Raw genomic sequence first — 17,036 nt, 5'->3', positions numbered from 1 at the left:
TTATTAAAAGTTGCAAGGCTATATCAGTCCTGCTTCTTTTAATATTTGTCTTTCCGTCCCCTTTTTAAGTTCACCTTTGGGAATCGGAATTGATTTAAACCCCTTTTTTTCATTTTGATATGTGAGCCTTTACCTTCGCTCTTTACTTCTTCATATCCATGTTTCTTAAGAAGTTTAATCATTTCTCTTTGTGTCATCGGCATGCGCACTTACCTCCTGACGACTATATTATACGTGTTTATACGTGTGTAGTCAAGCATTATTTTAAAAATAAACTGAAAAATGCAATCTCTTAAAAGTATCTTAAATAAGGAGGCATCAAAGACTGAATAAACTATAGTTAATAATAATTATAATAAGGAATTGCATGTTTGAAATCATCTTCAGTCTTTAATTTTCCACACTACTATAATATCATAGGTCAGTCGGACATTATCGGACATCTTTTAATTGTTTCTCTTTTTCATCTATTATTTTCCTAAATTCTTCTAGATCTTCTAATGTTGCGTGGTTTCTAATAAAGTTTAGTCCATTTGCCCTATATCCCTTTATAGTTTTATATCTTCTATTCTCTTTATCCCATTTACTAGAAGCTCTTCTTTGAGCTTTTGAAGTTTTATATCCACTCATTATTTCCTCCCTTTTAAAGCTATAATTAATGCAACTATACTTATAATTAAGGCTACAACACTAATCATTAATTTTAAATCTTGCATAATTTAACTGAAATAGGTTATAATATATAAATAGAATACCCTTAAAGGGGAGGGGATTTATTTATCCCCTTTATTATCTTTAGCCGACTTGTACATGATTATTGAAGTTATCAGATTTATCAATCCTGTTATCAAGTTGGCTATTATTATAACCAATTCCAAATTCTCACCCCCTTTCTATACTTATGTTATACGACACACTTATATATTTGTTAACTATTTTTGATGATTTTTACTAAATTTCCTATAGCTTTTTCATAGATTCATCTATTCTATAAGCTCTATTAAGCCAAATCTTTACTTCCTTTTCAGTCATTTCTGCTCCTAATTATCGATAATTTTTTTAGTTATATTTCCTTAAACTCAAAGAATGGTATATTTTCAATTTTATCAACTTCTTCAGTAGTTTCTACATTTTCTCTTAATTCTTCTGACATATTTTTCTCCTTTTCTTGTTTTGAGTCATGTCTGACTATATTCTCTTGCACAGTTTTAAGCCTTAAGCATGTTTTGGGCATAAAAAAAGCAAGGTATTACCCTTGCTTAAAGCTCATAAGGTATCGAAATTCCTTGTATGACTTTAATTTATTATTTTTATAATATACTATACAACCTTGTTATATCAGAAGGTTTATGGCCATCATATTCAGGTGCGAATTCTAATTCCTTTACCTGAAAATTATCCCAGTATTCTAAATTATAATGATATGTATACTGTCCTTCGGGTGTTTCTATCCCACAAATAAAACTATCATCTCCAAACATCGTTCCATCATGGTGTTTCTTTGCTTTCCACGACATATCTTTGTTTTGGTTTAAAATTATAGAAAACAAAACCATTCTGTGATAATACAATTCCTTAAAAGTGTGATAACCATCAGAAATACCCTTTCTACTAATACCAGCATCTCTCATTTTTATAAGTTCTTGATTTATAGCTTCTATACTATCTTTTATCATTATTAATCCTTTCCTTGTACTAAAAAAGCACATCCAACCTTTTACATCTGTAATTAGTTAGTGTGCATTTAGTATAATTGTGCTTTATATTTTTCTTCGCTTATATCTTCATAATAGATTTCTGACATTAAGATTTTTGAATAAAAATCATTCATTACTTCTTTTCCATTTTTTATTACATAAAATATCAAATCTTGACATTTCACATAAGCGTCATAATCAGGACAATAGAAATAACCTGTTTCAGCTCTTAAATCAATCATTATTTAATCCTTTCAATATTTTCAGGGTTTTCTATACTTTTACTTAACTCTATCATTTTAAATCTTAGTTTTTTCACTTTTTCTTTGTATTCTATTTTATCGAGTACTCTCGATTCCTCATACAGTTCATGAAGTTTACCGTTTTTTAATTCAAAAGAATCTTTTGTATGGAATTGAAGTTCAAATACTTCTTTTTCAGGTGTTTCAACTAAAGTATTAATTCCTTTATATGGGACTCCATCTTTAAATGTATTCTTAATTCTAATTAAATTATACCCTTTATTCTTCAAATTATCAATTGATTTTAATACGTTTTCAGTCATATTGTTGTAATCATACTGACAAGTGTACCTTAGAACATCATTTATACATTTAGCTGATGTTTCTAAATCTATACCAGCTTCTTTAGCATCACTGTATATTTTCCTTTTTAAACTGTCTATTCCCTTTAATCTGTATTCTAACCCAACTAATTTAGAATTCGATTTGTTTGCTACATCAATCATATCTTTAGTAACTTTAGGTTCTATATTCCTAAGAGATTTTAGCTTTCCTTTTGCTAGCTCTTCTAACTTTTTATCATCATCATACTCATAATAAGCAGAAACAGTACACCTACAAAACGGATGCCATATTGGAACATTCTTTCCCATTTCAGCTTTGTCTATATCTACTATATTTCCATCATGTGGTTTACAAAGTTTACATGCTCCAGGCTCGGTTATAACAATTACTTTATCATATCCATTTTCTTTAGTACTTAATAAACCAGCCTTAGTTTGTGCTATTGCTGTTTCTGTTACTGCAAGTCTTCTCACATAAAATTCAGCCTTTTTCACATTACTCTTAAAGTGCTTGTATAAGTCGCTTTTCCATACATTAGGATTTTGTCCTCTTAATATCGACCTGTTAAGTCCATTTTGTAAATCATTTCTTAGTTCCTTTAAGTTAGTCCATATATAATATGAAAAGTGTGCAGATACATGAGAATCATTTACGATTTGTTGTGCTATAGTTTTCATCTTACTATCACTAATTAAGTTCTTACCTATTCCTTAGAAAAAGTAAATATGTAGTTTTCCATCGCTTCTCCTTTTTAATATCAAAATATACTTTTGAATATTTTTACTTTTATCTTTTCTTGAGTATAATCTTCGACTGCATATCTCATTTCATCTATCAGGTGGTTAAAATTATCAACAGGCTTATTTAATCTTTGTCCAAACTTATCTTCTACCCGCTGATAGTTATTTTTTTCGGTTAAAAAGTTATTACACATAGTGTGGATTATAAGCTCTAAGTTTTGTATCCACTTAATACCATTTAAAATACTGTCTTTTCCTTTTTTAGCTACTTTTATCCTAATATAATTCTTGTTAATACAATATTAGTTGATTTATTCATTTTTAGTTCCAAACTACTTAATTAATATTTGGGAAATCTCATTAAATTTAACATCTCTTGATACTATAGGTAACAAATGTCTGAATATGTTACAATTATAATGAGGTGAATATGAAAAAAGTTAGAATTGCACATATGGCAGATTTCCATATAGGCGGAGTAATTAATGAAAAAAATATTTTAAGTGAGGAAATTAATAAAAATTTAATAACAGCATTAGTAAATATCGTTAAAGTTCTCAATCTTTCAAAAGTTCAGATATTACTCATTGCTGGTGATTTTTATGAAACTTCCTCTATAGATGGGAAACTTTTAGATAATGTTAAAGAAATATTATCACAATTTAATGGAAAAATTGTAATATCTCCTGGAAATCATGACTATGTAAGTTTAGAGTCTGTGTACTGTGGAAAATGGCCAGAAAACACATATATATTTCTAGAGGAAAAAATAAGCTATATAGAATTTTCAGAATTAAAAACTCGAGTATATGGTTTTGCATTTAATCAATCTCATATACAGACTCCAATGATATCAAATATATCAAATATTGATGATCAATACATAAATATAGGGGTGTTCCATGGCCAAATTGACTCCAAACTAAATGAGTATCATCCAATATTTTTGAATGATATAAAAAATTCAAATCTTGAATATATTGCTTTGGGGCATGTTCACAAAAAAAGTGAAATAAAACAAGAAGGAAAAACATATTACGCATATAGCGGAAATCCTATGGGACGTGGCTTTGATGAAACTGGTGAAAAAGGATTATATTTAGGTGATATTTCTAAATATACCAATTCATTAAATTTCTATAAATTTGATAATTCACAATTTGAAATTGTTAAGATTGAAATTACGAATTTTGAGAGTCAAATAATAATTGCGAATCAGATTAGAGAGCATTTAAGAAATATTTTCGGATTAAATTTTAAAAAAAATTATTATAGAATTATTTTAACCGGTTATATAAAACATGATGAAAATATAAACTTAGAAATAATTCAATCTTATCTTTCTGATTTAAGATATTCAGAAATTTTAGATGATTCAAGATTATATATCGATAAAGAAGAATTACGCAACCAAGAAAATATAAAAGGAAAATTTATAGATAGTGTCTTAAATAGCAATTTAAGTGAATGTGAAAAAGAAGATATAATAAACTATGGGATTAAAGCATTTGAGGGGTTATTATGATTATTAAAGATATATATATAAAATCTTTCGGTAAATTTAATAATTTTTCCTTAAAATTTAATGATGGATTAAATATAATTTACGGGGATAATGAATCTGGAAAAACTACTATTTTAAATTTTATAATAATGACATTATATGGTAATACAAGTAGATCAAAAGATATATTACAAAATGAAAGATTAAAATACAGCTCATGGGCTTCAAAACACATGGGTGGCTACTTAATTTTAGAAAAAGATAGTGTTGATTATAAAGTTGAACGTATTTTTAATAAAACTAATTCCAGTGATGAAATTAAAGTGTATGAATATATTACTGGAAAAGAGGTTCAATTAGAAATCAATCAACAACCTGGAGAATATTTTTTTGGAATATCGTCTGAAAGTTTTAAGAAATCCTTATTTATTTCTTCAGAAGCTATGATTATAGATTCCGACAAAGGAAATGATGAAATTTCTAAAAAACTACTAAATTTAGTTAGTTCAGGAGAAGAAGATATCTCTAAAAATCTCGCTATAACTAATTTAAATAAAAAAATCGAATCTTTTATTTCTAAAAGCGGAAAAAAAGGAAAAATTATAAATATTCAAACTAATATTGATGATTTATATTTAAGAATAGAAGAAACTAAACAAGATGAAAAAGAAAAAATAAAGTTTAAGAATCAAATAGATATTCTAAGTCAAAAAAAAGATGAAAAAGAAAAGGTTCTAGAAAAACTTATAAAAGCATTAAATCTTTCTAATGAAAAGAATACTGCTCTAATAAATAAAAAAGATTTAGAGATTAATTTCAATAACAAAAGTGAAATTTTACTATTAGAAAATGATATAAATAATTTAAAGAGTAAAAAAAGTAATATTGAGAATAAAAATTTATTTTCTGAATTTAATGTTTTGGATTTTTCTATTTTTTTCTCAATAATAATTTTAATTATAGCAGTATTTACATCTAAATATTTACTAGTATTTTCAATTGGATTATTAGGTATATATCTTTTTAACCACTATAATAAAAAAAATCTACATAATGAATTACTTGATAATATTAATTCTGAAATACGTTATAAAACGGATAAGCTTATCGCCTTACAAAATAAGAAAAATGAAATTAAAGAGGAAATATTTTATACAGATGAGGCGATTAAAGAATTAAATTCTCAAATTATTGATATTATCGGTTTAAATGATGATTTTTCTAATAAAGATATCGAATTAATTAAAGAAGAAATCTTTAATATACAAAAAGAAATTACAGATATCAGCTCTACTGTAAAGGAAAGATATAAAGGAAAGAAAAATTTATCTACACTAGAATATGAACTAAAATCACTAAAAAAAGATTTATATGAAGCTAATCGAGAGTATATGCTTCTATTAAAAACACGAGAGTATATAATTGACGCATTTAAAGAGTTTGAAACCGGATTTTCTCATCTACTAAATAGACGTACTTCCAATTTAATTTCTAAATTAACAAATGGTAAATATGAAAAACTATTCATCGATAATTCATTTAATGTTTCTATACAAGATGAAGATACTAAAAACAACAAAAGTTGGAAATATCTAAGCAGTGGTACAATAGATCAAATTTATTTAGCACTTAGAATTATAATTTCAGAAACTATCCTAGAAAATAGTCGTGATAGAATTTTTCTTCTAGATGATGTTTTAATTAGATTTGATGAAAAAAGAGCATTAGAAACTATAAGGCTATTAAAAGACTTACAAAATGAATATAGTCAAATACTATTATTCACATGCCATAAATTAAATATTTTTAAGGAAGAAGGTTTGTGTATTTACAGCTTAAAATAATATTAAATTTAGTCCGTGTTTATGGTTTCAGTACAATAACTAAAAAAATATTGATTTTTTATTTTTAGTTGTGTATTATAAACTTAAACATGATGAATATATATATTCATTTTAGACTTTAATAATCTCAAATTATTTATATATAATAAGCTAAACTTAGCATTGATAGGAGATTATAAGTGATTTTAGAAAACCAGAGATTAGAAATACCTAATGTTATAAGTTTTAGAGCAAAAATGTCTATTAATGATTTTAATAATAGAGTGATAGAATTTCAGAATTATATAAGAGATAACAACTTACAAGAAACTGGATATCGATTTTCTTCTGTATATTCGCTTGAAGGTGAATATATAGATATGAAAGTATTTGTATCCGTAGATAGAAAAATAAATGTTCCAGATATATAATTTTAATGAAAATTTTGTTTTAGAAAATGCATTAAAATATAAAGTGATTGGTAATCCTAATAACCAAGAGAAATTTAATGAACTAAATAAATATATTGATGATAACGGATTTATCCAAAAATCACCAGTATATACAGTCACCATAACGGATTTAACAAAAATAAGCACAATTCAAGAGTTAGAAAATGTAAAGATAGACATATATGTTGAGGTTAAAAAAATATAAAACTTCAATATAAATAAAAATTTATTATAGTATTAAACTCAATAGATTAGGTCGACATAATTTATTGTTTAATATAAAAAAAGGAAGGAATATTATGGAAATAAATTTGAATATGGGAGTTTTTAATGCTCTTGAAGATAACGAAATGATGGAAATAGATGGTGGCGGTTGCTCTTGGAAAGGAGCTGATTCTGGTATAGTGCAAGGAGCCGTTGGTGGTGGCGTATTAGGCGGTGTAGGCGGAGATTTAGCCTATGCGGCAACTTGTTGGTGGGGTGATTAAAATGCCCGAAGTAGAATTTGGTTGGATATTTTATATGATCGTCGGCGCTATTTCTGTATTAATTTATAAAAAAATTGAAAAGAAGATTTTTAAAAAAGATGACAAAAATAATTCTGAAGAATAATTTTATAAATTACTAAAAGTATCTATACTAGGCTAACTTTGTAGTTAGTCTAGTATAGATAGAATATTCTAAAAAATTTTAGATAACCAAGCAATTTAGCATTAATGAATCTAACAATAAAGTATTAGTGTTTCATAGATATGTATTTTTAGGAGATTTAAATGGAACTATTATTAGAAGAAGATTTAGTACTGATTGATGGCGGAAAGAATTGGTTTAAAATTGTAGGTGGAACAATTATTACAGTCGCTGGAGTAACGGGAGTTATTACTTATCCAACTCTGGGTGGTAAAGTAGGTACTTTTGGGGTTACTCTTGGAGGTATTAATACAATAGCTGAAGGGTGGTCTGCTGATTAATTAGTAAAGATGAGTTAGTTATATGTTAAAACCATTTGTTTAGGAGAACTTTAATTTAGTGTTTAACTATATTTGGTTCTTGTTAATAAGGTTTTATTCTAAAAAGGAGAATAATTTGAAAATTCGTGTTATGTATAAGACTAATATGTTTTTTGCATCTATTTTATTTATTGTAGTCCTATTAACTACGCTTACATCTATAGTTGGTGGTAATATTAATTTAAATAATATTATTCTAAAATCGTTATTATGTATTATGTTCACTTTAATAATGATTGTAGATAGTTATATAAATTTTAAGAATGGTAAAGATTTTTATGAAAAAATTATAAGAACATCTTTACTTAAAATAGCTATAATTTTATATTATATATACGTTATACATTCATGTGTATTATATGTATACGAAACTATATATAAGGTAGAAAATAATGGGGCAACTATGATGATTATGGGTGCAGCGGTGATGTTGAATTCAATTAATAATTCTATTCCCAAAATGAAATTAAATAACTAATTTAAATCTTTTAACCGAGACTGTGTAAAATTTTGTGTATAGAAACCTCCTGATTAGGGTAAAGAAAAACTAATTAGGAGGAATTTTTATGCCAAGAAAAAGACCAGAAACAAGACTAAATAAAATAACTAAAATGTTACTAGAAGAATATCAACCAGAAACTGCTCAGGATTTACAAAATGCACTTAAAGACCTTTTAGGTGATGCAATAGAACAAATGCTTAAATCTGAACTTGATGAGCATCTAGACTATGAATATGGACAAGTTCCACTATCACTAAACACTAGAAATGGATCAAGTAAAAAGACTGTTAAATCTTCATATGGAAATATAGATCTTAATATCCCAAGAGATAGAGATGCTTCATTTGAACCACAAGTACTTAAAAAATATGAAAAAGACATATCAAATATAGAGAATCAAATAATATCAATGTATGCAAAAGGTATGACTACTAGAGACATATCAGCTCATATTAAAGAAATTTATGGTTTTGGATTATCAGAAACTATGGTAAGTAAAATAACTAACAAGATACTTCCAACAATAGAAGAGTGGCAAAACAGACCACTAGATAAAGTCTATCCAATGGTGTTTTTAGATGCAATCCACTATCATGTTAGAGAAAATAATATTGTAGTTAAAAAAGCTGTTTACATAGCTTTAGGATACAATTTAGAAGGCTTTAAGGAAATACTTGGTATGTGGGTTGGAGAAAATGAATCAAGTAAATATTGGCTTTTAGTATTAAATCAATTAAAAGAACGTGGGCTAGAAGATGTATTAATCTTCTCAACAGACAATCTAGCAGGATTTACTCAAGCAATAGAAGCAGTCTATCCAAAAGCAGAAATACAAAAATGTATAATACATCAAATAAGAAACTCTACTAAATATGTATCATACAAAGATATTAGAGAGTTGATGAAGGACTTAAAGTCAATATACAAAGCACCTACAGAAGATTTAGCACTAACCAATTTAGATGTATTTGAAGATAAGTGGGGTAAGAAATATCCTACATGTGTATCTTCATGGAGAAATAATTGGGCTGAATTATCAACATATTTTAAGTATCCTGAAGGTATTAGAAAGATGATATACACAACAAATGCTATGGAAAACTTTAATAGACAGTTAAGAAAAGTAACTAAAAATAAAGCAATATTTCCAAATGATTATGCATTACAAAAAAGTCTTTATCTAGCTATGGCAGATGCTTCAGCTAAGTGGACTAGTAGAATAAGAGGTTGGGATAAGGTGTTATCACAATTATCAATATATTTTGAAGGGAGGATATAATAAAAAAAATAGAAAGCAATAGTAAAAAATATCTGCAAATTTTTAACAAAATTTGACAGTGTATTAATAATGTGTAAAATTAAGTTAAGCTTCATTTCTTAAGAAATGAATATCTATTGATACAAAAAATGTATCAACCCATACCCTTTAATATCAGGAAATAGGTTGATACACAAAATTATTTACAGACCCTTTTAACCCACGATATATGTTGATAGTGAAATCCTTGATCTGAATGAATTACTAAACCATCTAGTAGTTTATATCTTTCTAAAGCATCATCTAACGCCTCATTTGTGAAGGCTGTGGTCGAATTTTCACTTATTGAGTATGATATTATCTCTCCATTAAAAACATCTAGAATTGGAGATAGATAAAGTTTATCTTATCTACCACTTAATCTAAACTCTGTTACATCTGTTAACCATACTTTGTTTGGTTTACTTACATTAAAGTTTCTATTAAGCTAAGTACTATTTTTGCCTTCTCTTTGTTTTTAGCTCTTTTTCCAAGAGATAGGATTCTAGCTTTTTTTCATAAATTTTCTTTAATCTAAAATGTTCATTCTCTTCTCTTAATCTAATTAGTTCTTCACCATTTCTATTGAACCAATTAATCCAATTTTGCAATGTACCACCAGGGATATTATATTTTTAGAAACTAAACTTCTTCCTCCTGACTTACCATTTAAATATTCTTTTACTACTTTTATTTTAAAATCTAAACTATATTTTGGCATGAAAAAACCCCTCCATCCGTTTGTCCGGATTTTGGGGTTCAGTTCATTATTTAGGAATTATTTTCTTTTTTTGTTTTATTTATTACAAAAATCATAGATGTCGCAAACAATAACAGTACTAATGATACTGTAATTCCAGAATCTCCAGTATCTGGATTCTTATTTGATAAATCTTTATTATCTTTTGGTTTTCGACTCTCTTTTTCTGTTTCCTTTGATGTTTCACCTTTTGTTTTTTCAGGTGTTTCCTTTGATGTTTCGCCTTCTGTTTTTTCAGGTGTTTCTTTTGATGTTTCACCTTCTGTTTCTTCAGGTGTTTCTTTTGATGTTTCACCTTCTGTTTCTTTAGGTGTTTCTTTTGATGTTTCACCTTCTGTTTCTTCAGGTGTTTCTTTTGATGTTTCACCTTCTGTTTCTTTAGGTGTTTCTTTTGATGTTTCACCTTCTGTTTCTTTAGGTGTTTCTTTTGATGTTTCACCTTCTGTTTCTTTAGGTGTTTCCTGAGTTTCTGGTTCTCCCTTACTTGATTCAAATGTTCCAACTGCAACTACTTCATCTTGTGCTTGTTCTAACACTTCTCTTTCAAGAACTTCTCTTCCAGTAAATTTCCCTGTACTTGGATTTACCACATATTTATATGTGTATTTTACAAGTCCATTTTTACCAGTTTGGATTACTTTTCTTTCTCCCTTAGCTAATAGGTTATCGGTAGTTTCTTGATGTCCGTGATTTAATGTGACTTCTTCTACCTTTTTAGAACCTACACCAATTACTTTATCTATAGCTTTTTCTGTTTCACGTAATTGTTCTCTCTTATTGCTTAGTGAACCATCTTGTGGGTTTACATCGTATTGGTATTTAATTGTTTCAGTCCCTGTTTTCCCTTCTACTAATACCTTCTTTTCACCAAATGCTAAATCTTCTTTTGGTTGATAAGTTGTATTAAAGTCGATTGGGGTTTTTGTGGTTTCAATGTTACCTATACCAACTACTTTTTGTTCTAAAGCTTGATTTTCAATTGTAATCTTCTTAACTTCAGATAGTCCGTTTATATCTTTTTTATTTGGTGATTCTTCAGGCTTAAATACACTACCTTTATCATCCATTAGATATATTTCATAGTATTTGTTAATACGATTTTTACCTTCAGTCTTTGTTTTTTCTTGTTTGAAGTCTAGTGTATCATCTGCTTCATAGCGTGTTGTAAAGTTGTCAGTTTCATTAATCATTTGACGATTGTTTACATACTCTATTCTATGATTTGTAGTTTCACTTATTACTTCTTCTCTAGGATTTGTAGTTTCACCAGTTTTTGGATTTACTTCATAAGTTACTTTAAGTTTCTTTGTTCCTTCACTTCCTTCATTTTTCACATAGCTTTGTCCAAATGCTAAGTCTTCTGGAAGTTCATCTTTAGTAATGCCATCTGCTAGTGTACCATCTTGTTTGTATAGCTTTTTGTAGATAGTTTGCATTGGTATCGCTTCAGTTTTATTTTCTACATTACCTACACCAACTACTTTTTCTTCTAAAGTTTGATTTTCAATTGTAATCTTCTTAACTTCAGATAGTCCGTTTATATCTTTTTTATTTGGTGATTCTTCAGGTTTAAATACACTACCTTTATCATCCATTAGATATATTTCATAGTATTTGTTAATACGGTTTTTACCTTCAGTCTTTGTTTTTTCTTGTTTGAAGTCTAGTGTATCATCTGCTTCATAGCGTGTTGTAAAGTTGTCAGTTTCATTAATCATTTGACGATTATTTACATACTCTATTCTATGATTTGTAGTTTCACTTATTACTTCTTCTCTAGGATTTGTAGTTTCACCAGTTTTTGGATTTACTTCATAAGTTACTTTAAGTTTCTTTGTTCCTTCACTTCCTTCATTTTTCACATAGCTTTGTCCAAATGCTAAGTCTTCTGGAAGTTCGTCTTTAGTAATACCATCTGCTAGTGTACCATCTTGTTTGTATAGCTTTTTGTAGATAGTTTGCATTGGTATTGCTTCAGTTTTATTTTCTACATTACCTACACCAACTACTTTTTCTTCTAAAGTTTGATTTTCAATTGTAATCTTCTTAACTTCAGATAATCCGTTTATATCTTTTTTATTTGGTGATTCTTCAGGCTTAAATACACTACCTTTATCATCCATTAGATATATTTCATAGTATTTGTTAATACGATTTTTACCTTCAGTCTTTGTTTTTTCTTGTTTGAAGTCTAGTGTATCATCTGCTTCATAGCGTGTTGTAAAGTTGTCAGTTTCATTAATCATTTGACGATTGTTTACATACTCTATTCTATGATTTGTAGTTTCACTTATTACTTCTTCTCTAGGATTTGTAGTTTCACCAGTTTTTGGATTTACTTCATAAGTTACTTTAAGTTTCTTTGTTCCTTCACTTCCTTCATTTTTCACATAGCTTTGTCCAAATGCTAAGTCTTCTGGAAGTTCGTCTTTAGTAATACCATCTGCTAGTGTACCATCTTGTTTGTATAGCTTTTTGTAGATAGTTTGCATTGGTATTGCTTCAGTTTTATTTTCTACATTACCTACACCAAATACTTTATCTCTAGCTTTTTCTTCTGTTTCACGTGATTGTTCTCTCTTATTACTTAGTGAACCATCTTGTGGGTTTACATCGTATTGATATTTAATTGTTTCAGTCCCTGTTTTCCCTTCTACTAATACCTTCTTTTCACCAAATGCTAAATCTTCTTTTGGTTGATAAGTTATATTAAAGTCGATTGGGTTTTTTGTGGTTTCAACATTACCTACATAAGTTATTAAATTACCAGCTTGATTTCTTTCAGTGGTTTCATTTTTTTGATTAAATTCTATATCTTCTTTTGGTAAGAATACTCTATCTGCTTCTAGTACTTCAAATGGTACTGTTAGTTCTGTAAATTTATCAGTCATATGCTCATCAACAATCTTAAATGTCACGCTATATCCACTTCCAACTTTTGTTGCTTTATTGTCAGTAAATGGATTGTTATCGTCCTTAAATGTATGTGTCACACGTGATAAATCGATATCTCCAGTATTTTTATCATTTGCATAAAGCATTTGTTTTAATTCATCAAGAGTTGTCCCATATTTTAATTGTAGGGCGTTTATTTCTTTGTCAACTACTTGACCAGCTTCGTCATAGAATTTAACGCTTGTTTTTTGAGTATTTGCATCATCAACTTTTACACTTACTTTGTTTGTAGCATCATTTACATAGTCTTCTTTTACGGCAAGTGTTGGTAGTACCCCTGTACCATTTACTATTTCTTTAGCAACTGGATCTTTTCTTACTGGTTCATCTACTCTCACTGGATTATTTTCATCAACTATTACACCATTTCTTTGTTTGTAGTGTTTTGTTGTTTGGATATTACCATCACGACCTTCAGTTACTCTTTGTTCACCTTCTGGTAGTGATGGATCTTCAGTTACATTTTCTCCCTGAGGTATCGAAACATTAGTTGTAACTGCTTTTAATGGTGCAATCTTAAATGTAGATACATTTGGAGCTGATACCACTTTTGTTTTTGTATCATACAAGCTTACATATGACTTAAAGTCTACATCATATCCAATATCTTCATTAGGTGTTAATACTTTAAGTTTAATCTCATCAACTGTATATGCTGGAAGTGAGGTTTTTCTCTCTAGTTTAACTGCTGTAATATCTTGTAAATTAACGGCATCGTTTTGCTTGGTAACTTGTGTCCATGTAGTGTTATCATGCGTACTACTTGCACTTAGTGTATCTGTTGTATAGTACACATTGTAGTTATCATTTTGTGGCAATTCTTTCAAATACACATCATGCTTATTTGTCTGAGAGCCACTGAATGTATATCCATTTTTTCTTGGTAAGAAGAATATAAATCCTTTATTTTCTTGTACTGTACCATCTAGGTTAATAAGTGATGCTTTTAGATAGACATCTTCATTGTGAAGTACCGAACCTACAGTATCAGTATTTTTGTAGTTTTCATCTTGTGATGTTGAGAATGAATGCTCTACACTTAGTCCTTGTGGCATTATAATTTGACCAGTAAATGTCAGAGATGATTCGCTACCTTTTTTTAGTGTATCAGGCACTTCAAGTTTATCAGGAGTACCTTCTACAAATACGCTATATTTGGCTTCCAAATTTACTGATGAATATTGTTTCCCCTTAAATATACCTTCTGTAGCAGTGATAGGTGCTCTTAAAATCTTTCCTACTAAATTACCATCAACGTGATCATCAGAAAACGCTTTATATGCATCTACATTAGATAATGTAGCGGTGTATACAGTTTTATCGCCTACAGTTTCTTTTGTATATGAAAATCCTTCGACATTCTTAAATTCAGAATAGTCAATTTCAATACCTGGTGTTACTTCTGCTTTCATGGTTACTTTACCAATATTATATTCATCTTTATAATGTTCTTTATCTTTATCATGAAATCTAAATGAATCAGTATAGCTTCTTGATTTATCTTGAGCTCTAAAACCAACGTCTAAAGCATCTTTATGAATTTGTATAGTTTGATTCAACTCATTAAATGATAATTTATTATGTGTATCGTAATCTTTCGTTCCACTTCTTAAATCTTGTAATTTCCCTGTTCTTATTAGTAAAGATAATATATTTGTAGAATCGTCATCCTCTTTTTTGTCGTTATTATATACAGATGATCTATCGACAATTATCTTTTGAAAAGTCTCTTTTTTTGTAGGATTATCAAAGAATTGTTCAGCTTTATCTATGTCGACTACATCATAATCCACTCTAATATATCTTAAATAATCATTATCTTTAGATTTAGGGAAATTTATAGGTTCTACAAATTTTATGTCAATAGTATAACTTGATACATCGTCACTCAATGTATTTTCATAAAAGGCTTCTTTTTCAGTAGATTTATTTAATACTATATCATTTATTTTTACAATAACATCTTTATCTTTAATTTTATCTTTAGCCTTGTCAACAAAAGATATACTTTTCACCTTAAATAGTGGTTTATTTTCACTATCTGTAGGCATGGTAATTTCTTTTTTAATATTAGTAAGTGTAAGTTCATTATTTCTACCTTTTTTAACATATATTTGACTATAGAATCTATCTGATAGTATCTCTGGATTTTTTTTATATTCTTTTTTTAGTCTTTCTATAGATGGAAATACTATATCATCATCAACATTTGCGTTTTCAATTTTATTGGGTTCTTTTAGACCTGTATTTCTGAATAGCCAATAAAATTTATCTTCATAATTTATAGTTTGTCCAAAAATTGATGCTGACACGCTAAGTGTTTTATATTTGTTTCTTGGAGGCGATGAATATGAATGCAGTCTATCCCTATTAACATATTGTTCTGGATTTTCAACTAATGGATCCGTTCCCGAATGTTTAATATCAGAGATAGTTAAATCTAACTCATATTCTGAAGAATCGTTTTTATGCACTATTTTACTAAATTCTACATTGTATGTTGTTGCATTTATTTTTTTTGTATTATATTCCGATGTTAAATTTTCTATTGTAACTTCCTTCAATTCAGAAGGAAATCTTATTTCAGATTCAATATTAGATACATATGCTGGTCCTTTATGAGTATCATTACCTCTAAATCTTGAATTGAAATCTAAGCGTAAATCTACACGTTTTATAGTAGGGTCATCTGGATTTAAATCTTGATATCCAAGATAGTTTAGTTTTAAATTCTGAAAGGCAGCATAACCATAAAATTTTAAGGTAGTGTTAATTAAATCTGCTTCTGTTAATTTAAGCAGTCCTTTTTGTTCCACTTGCATTTTAGTGTCTATAAGTTTATCATCTGCTGTGCTTAGTGTTACTCTTAGGTTCTCAACTAATTTAGCATATGAATCTGTCTTAAACTCAAGAGGAATTGAACGGCTATAAACACCGGAAGTTATATTTTTTTCATTTATTTCAATATACTGATTATTCTCATTAGTATAAGATTTAGTATCTTCCACATTATTCAATCTAAAGTCAATATTATTTGAGTGACTTTCATTTTCTTTTTTATTAGATACTTCTGTAGGAAGTGATAATTTTAATGTAGCGTCTTCAATATTTTCATTACCTGTATAACTTATATTCAATCTCTTATGACGATATTCACTAACATATTCTCCGTTATATCTTTCTTTTTTATTAGCTTCAACATCATCTATTAATTCAAATCTAAATCCGTCTTTTTCAAAAACTACTTTTCCATCTCCATCAGGTTTTTGTACTGGGATGTCAGCATCAGCTTGATTGGTGTTTTCTACACCTTGGGTAGCTTGTCTATCTACCCCCCCCCTTGATTCTTGGGCATTTACCGTGAATGCACTTGAATTAATTAAAGTTGCACCCACCAAAGCACTAACTGTAAATTTCTTGATGGTATTTAAAATAAATTTTTTATTTATTTTTTTCTTACCTGCCATTTTTCCTCCTATTAAAATAAATTACTAATTTTTATCAAAATTAAATATATTAATTTGTTAGTTGTATATTACTACAAAAATACATATTTGTAAATGTATTTTCTTTGTTATGCTATATTTACATTCTATATTATACAAACAAAAAAGGTCCTAGAAATTAAATCTAGAACCTTTTTAGATGATTAAAATTCATCTTTATTTATTAAACAAAAACTTGCGTCAGTTTATGAACTGAGCCTCAA

General features: G+C 28.1%; 17 protein-coding genes and 1 pseudogene. 9 read left to right on the top strand and 9 right to left on the bottom strand.

The window, feature by feature from the left end; translation table 11 throughout:
• Positions 1-38 precede the first annotated feature (38 nt).
• The 6 genes from AC4KN9_RS01915 to AC4KN9_RS01890 form a co-directional block, all read right to left on the bottom strand.
• Positions 39-182, bottom strand: coding sequence for a type II toxin-antitoxin system HicA family toxin (locus tag AC4KN9_RS01915; protein ID WP_491017921.1), 144 nt, complete (start codon positions 180-182; stop codon positions 39-41).
• A 250-nt stretch (positions 183-432) separates the two neighbouring features.
• A complete protein-coding gene (locus AC4KN9_RS01910) occupies positions 433-630 on the bottom strand; it encodes a hypothetical protein (protein ID WP_491016984.1) in 198 nt (65 codons plus the stop codon).
• A gap of 680 nt (positions 631-1,310) precedes the next feature.
• On the bottom strand, positions 1,311-1,676 hold the full coding sequence (locus AC4KN9_RS01905; protein WP_491016983.1) for a WDGH domain-containing protein: 366 nt from the start codon (positions 1,674-1,676) through the stop codon (positions 1,311-1,313).
• Positions 1,677-1,744: 68 nt separating this feature from the next.
• Positions 1,745-1,939 (bottom strand): hypothetical protein, encoded by a 195-nt coding sequence (locus AC4KN9_RS01900; RefSeq protein ID WP_491016982.1) that lies wholly within the window; start codon positions 1,937-1,939, stop codon positions 1,745-1,747.
• Positions 1,939-2,961, bottom strand: coding sequence for a minor capsid protein (locus AC4KN9_RS01895; protein ID WP_491016981.1), 1,023 nt, complete (start codon positions 2,959-2,961; stop codon positions 1,939-1,941). Before AC4KN9_RS01895 ends, AC4KN9_RS01900 begins: the two co-directional genes overlap by 1 nt.
• An 80-nt stretch (positions 2,962-3,041) precedes the next feature.
• Positions 3,042-3,305, bottom strand: a complete 264-nt coding sequence (locus AC4KN9_RS01890; protein WP_491017920.1) for a terminase large subunit — start codon at positions 3,303-3,305, stop codon at positions 3,042-3,044.
• 149 nt (positions 3,306-3,454) lie between these two features.
• Here AC4KN9_RS01890 and AC4KN9_RS01885 point away from each other — a divergent pair, with 149 nt between their 5' ends.
• The 9 genes from AC4KN9_RS01885 to AC4KN9_RS01845 all read left to right on the top strand — a co-directional run bounded on the left by AC4KN9_RS01885 (position 3,455) and on the right by AC4KN9_RS01845 (position 9,594).
• Positions 3,455-4,549, top strand: coding sequence for a metallophosphoesterase family protein (locus tag AC4KN9_RS01885; RefSeq protein WP_491016980.1), 1,095 nt, complete (start codon positions 3,455-3,457; stop codon positions 4,547-4,549).
• Positions 4,546-6,372 (top strand): ATP-binding protein, encoded by a 1,827-nt coding sequence (locus tag AC4KN9_RS01880; protein ID WP_491016979.1) that lies wholly within the window; start codon positions 4,546-4,548, stop codon positions 6,370-6,372. Before AC4KN9_RS01885 ends, AC4KN9_RS01880 begins: the two co-directional genes overlap by 4 nt.
• Positions 6,373-6,551: 179 nt before the next feature.
• Complete coding sequence (locus tag AC4KN9_RS01875) at positions 6,552-6,782, top strand: hypothetical protein (RefSeq protein ID WP_491016978.1); 231 nt, start codon at positions 6,552-6,554, stop codon at positions 6,780-6,782.
• Positions 6,766-7,008, top strand: coding sequence for a hypothetical protein (locus AC4KN9_RS01870; protein WP_491016977.1), 243 nt, complete (start codon positions 6,766-6,768; stop codon positions 7,006-7,008). Before AC4KN9_RS01875 ends, AC4KN9_RS01870 begins: the two co-directional genes overlap by 17 nt.
• Before the next feature lie 94 nt (positions 7,009-7,102).
• Positions 7,103-7,291, top strand: coding sequence for a hypothetical protein (locus tag AC4KN9_RS01865; RefSeq protein WP_491016976.1), 189 nt, complete (start codon positions 7,103-7,105; stop codon positions 7,289-7,291).
• 1 nt (position 7,292) lies between these two features.
• A complete protein-coding gene (locus AC4KN9_RS01860) occupies positions 7,293-7,415 on the top strand; it encodes a hypothetical protein (protein ID WP_491016975.1) in 123 nt (40 codons plus the stop codon).
• A 161-nt stretch (positions 7,416-7,576) separates the two neighbouring features.
• Positions 7,577-7,774, top strand: coding sequence for a hypothetical protein (locus tag AC4KN9_RS01855; protein ID WP_491016974.1), 198 nt, complete (start codon positions 7,577-7,579; stop codon positions 7,772-7,774).
• Positions 7,775-7,889: 115 nt separating this feature from the next.
• Positions 7,890-8,291 (top strand): hypothetical protein, encoded by a 402-nt coding sequence (locus tag AC4KN9_RS01850; protein WP_491016973.1) that lies wholly within the window; start codon positions 7,890-7,892, stop codon positions 8,289-8,291.
• An 88-nt stretch (positions 8,292-8,379) separates the two neighbouring features.
• Positions 8,380-9,594 (top strand): IS256 family transposase, encoded by a 1,215-nt coding sequence (locus AC4KN9_RS01845; RefSeq protein ID WP_491016972.1) that lies wholly within the window; start codon positions 8,380-8,382, stop codon positions 9,592-9,594.
• A 187-nt stretch (positions 9,595-9,781) separates the two neighbouring features.
• On the opposite strand, the pseudogene AC4KN9_RS01840 reads toward AC4KN9_RS01845, so the two are convergent.
• From AC4KN9_RS01840 to AC4KN9_RS01830, 3 genes and pseudogenes are all read right to left on the bottom strand, one after another.
• Positions 9,782-10,060: pseudogene (locus AC4KN9_RS01840) on the bottom strand (DDE-type integrase/transposase/recombinase); the annotation flags it as partial.
• Positions 10,061-10,177: 117 nt separating this feature from the next.
• Positions 10,178-10,333 carry a hypothetical protein gene (locus AC4KN9_RS01835; protein ID WP_491016971.1) on the bottom strand — a complete coding sequence of 52 codons (156 nt, stop codon included), beginning with the start codon at positions 10,331-10,333 and terminating at the stop codon, positions 10,178-10,180.
• 50 nt (positions 10,334-10,383) lie between these two features.
• Positions 10,384-16,794, bottom strand: a complete 6,411-nt coding sequence (locus AC4KN9_RS01830; RefSeq protein ID WP_491016970.1) for a G5 domain-containing protein — start codon at positions 16,792-16,794, stop codon at positions 10,384-10,386.
• Positions 16,795-17,036 lie beyond the last annotated feature (242 nt).

Source organism: Helcococcus sp. SA-HE-C1 (assembly GCF_985670335.1).
Note: the sequence above shows the minus strand (reverse complement) of the source record. Positions and strands in the feature narration are given on the sequence as shown.

Coding starts and splice junctions, on each gene's coding strand:
- AC4KN9_RS01915 (WP_491017921.1), bottom strand. CDS start 182: ATGATTAAACTTCTTAAGAAACATGGATATGAAGAAGTAAAGAGCGAA.
- AC4KN9_RS01880 (WP_491016979.1), top strand. CDS start 4,546: ATGATTATTAAAGATATATATATAAAATCTTTCGGTAAATTTAATAAT.
- AC4KN9_RS01905 (WP_491016983.1), bottom strand. CDS start 1,676: ATGATAAAAGATAGTATAGAAGCTATAAATCAAGAACTTATAAAAATG.
- AC4KN9_RS01865 (WP_491016976.1), top strand. CDS start 7,103: ATGGAAATAAATTTGAATATGGGAGTTTTTAATGCTCTTGAAGATAAC.
- AC4KN9_RS01845 (WP_491016972.1), top strand. CDS start 8,380: ATGCCAAGAAAAAGACCAGAAACAAGACTAAATAAAATAACTAAAATG.
- AC4KN9_RS01910 (WP_491016984.1), bottom strand. CDS start 630: ATGAGTGGATATAAAACTTCAAAAGCTCAAAGAAGAGCTTCTAGTAAA.
- AC4KN9_RS01895 (WP_491016981.1), bottom strand. CDS start 2,961: ATGAAAACTATAGCACAACAAATCGTAAATGATTCTCATGTATCTGCA.
- AC4KN9_RS01885 (WP_491016980.1), top strand. CDS start 3,455: ATGAAAAAAGTTAGAATTGCACATATGGCAGATTTCCATATAGGCGGA.
- AC4KN9_RS01870 (WP_491016977.1), top strand. CDS start 6,766: ATGTTCCAGATATATAATTTTAATGAAAATTTTGTTTTAGAAAATGCA.
- AC4KN9_RS01835 (WP_491016971.1), bottom strand. CDS start 10,333: ATGCCAAAATATAGTTTAGATTTTAAAATAAAAGTAGTAAAAGAATAT.
- AC4KN9_RS01830 (WP_491016970.1), bottom strand. CDS start 16,794: ATGGCAGGTAAGAAAAAAATAAATAAAAAATTTATTTTAAATACCATC.
- AC4KN9_RS01900 (WP_491016982.1), bottom strand. CDS start 1,939: ATGATTGATTTAAGAGCTGAAACAGGTTATTTCTATTGTCCTGATTAT.
- AC4KN9_RS01860 (WP_491016975.1), top strand. CDS start 7,293: ATGCCCGAAGTAGAATTTGGTTGGATATTTTATATGATCGTCGGCGCT.
- AC4KN9_RS01855 (WP_491016974.1), top strand. CDS start 7,577: ATGGAACTATTATTAGAAGAAGATTTAGTACTGATTGATGGCGGAAAG.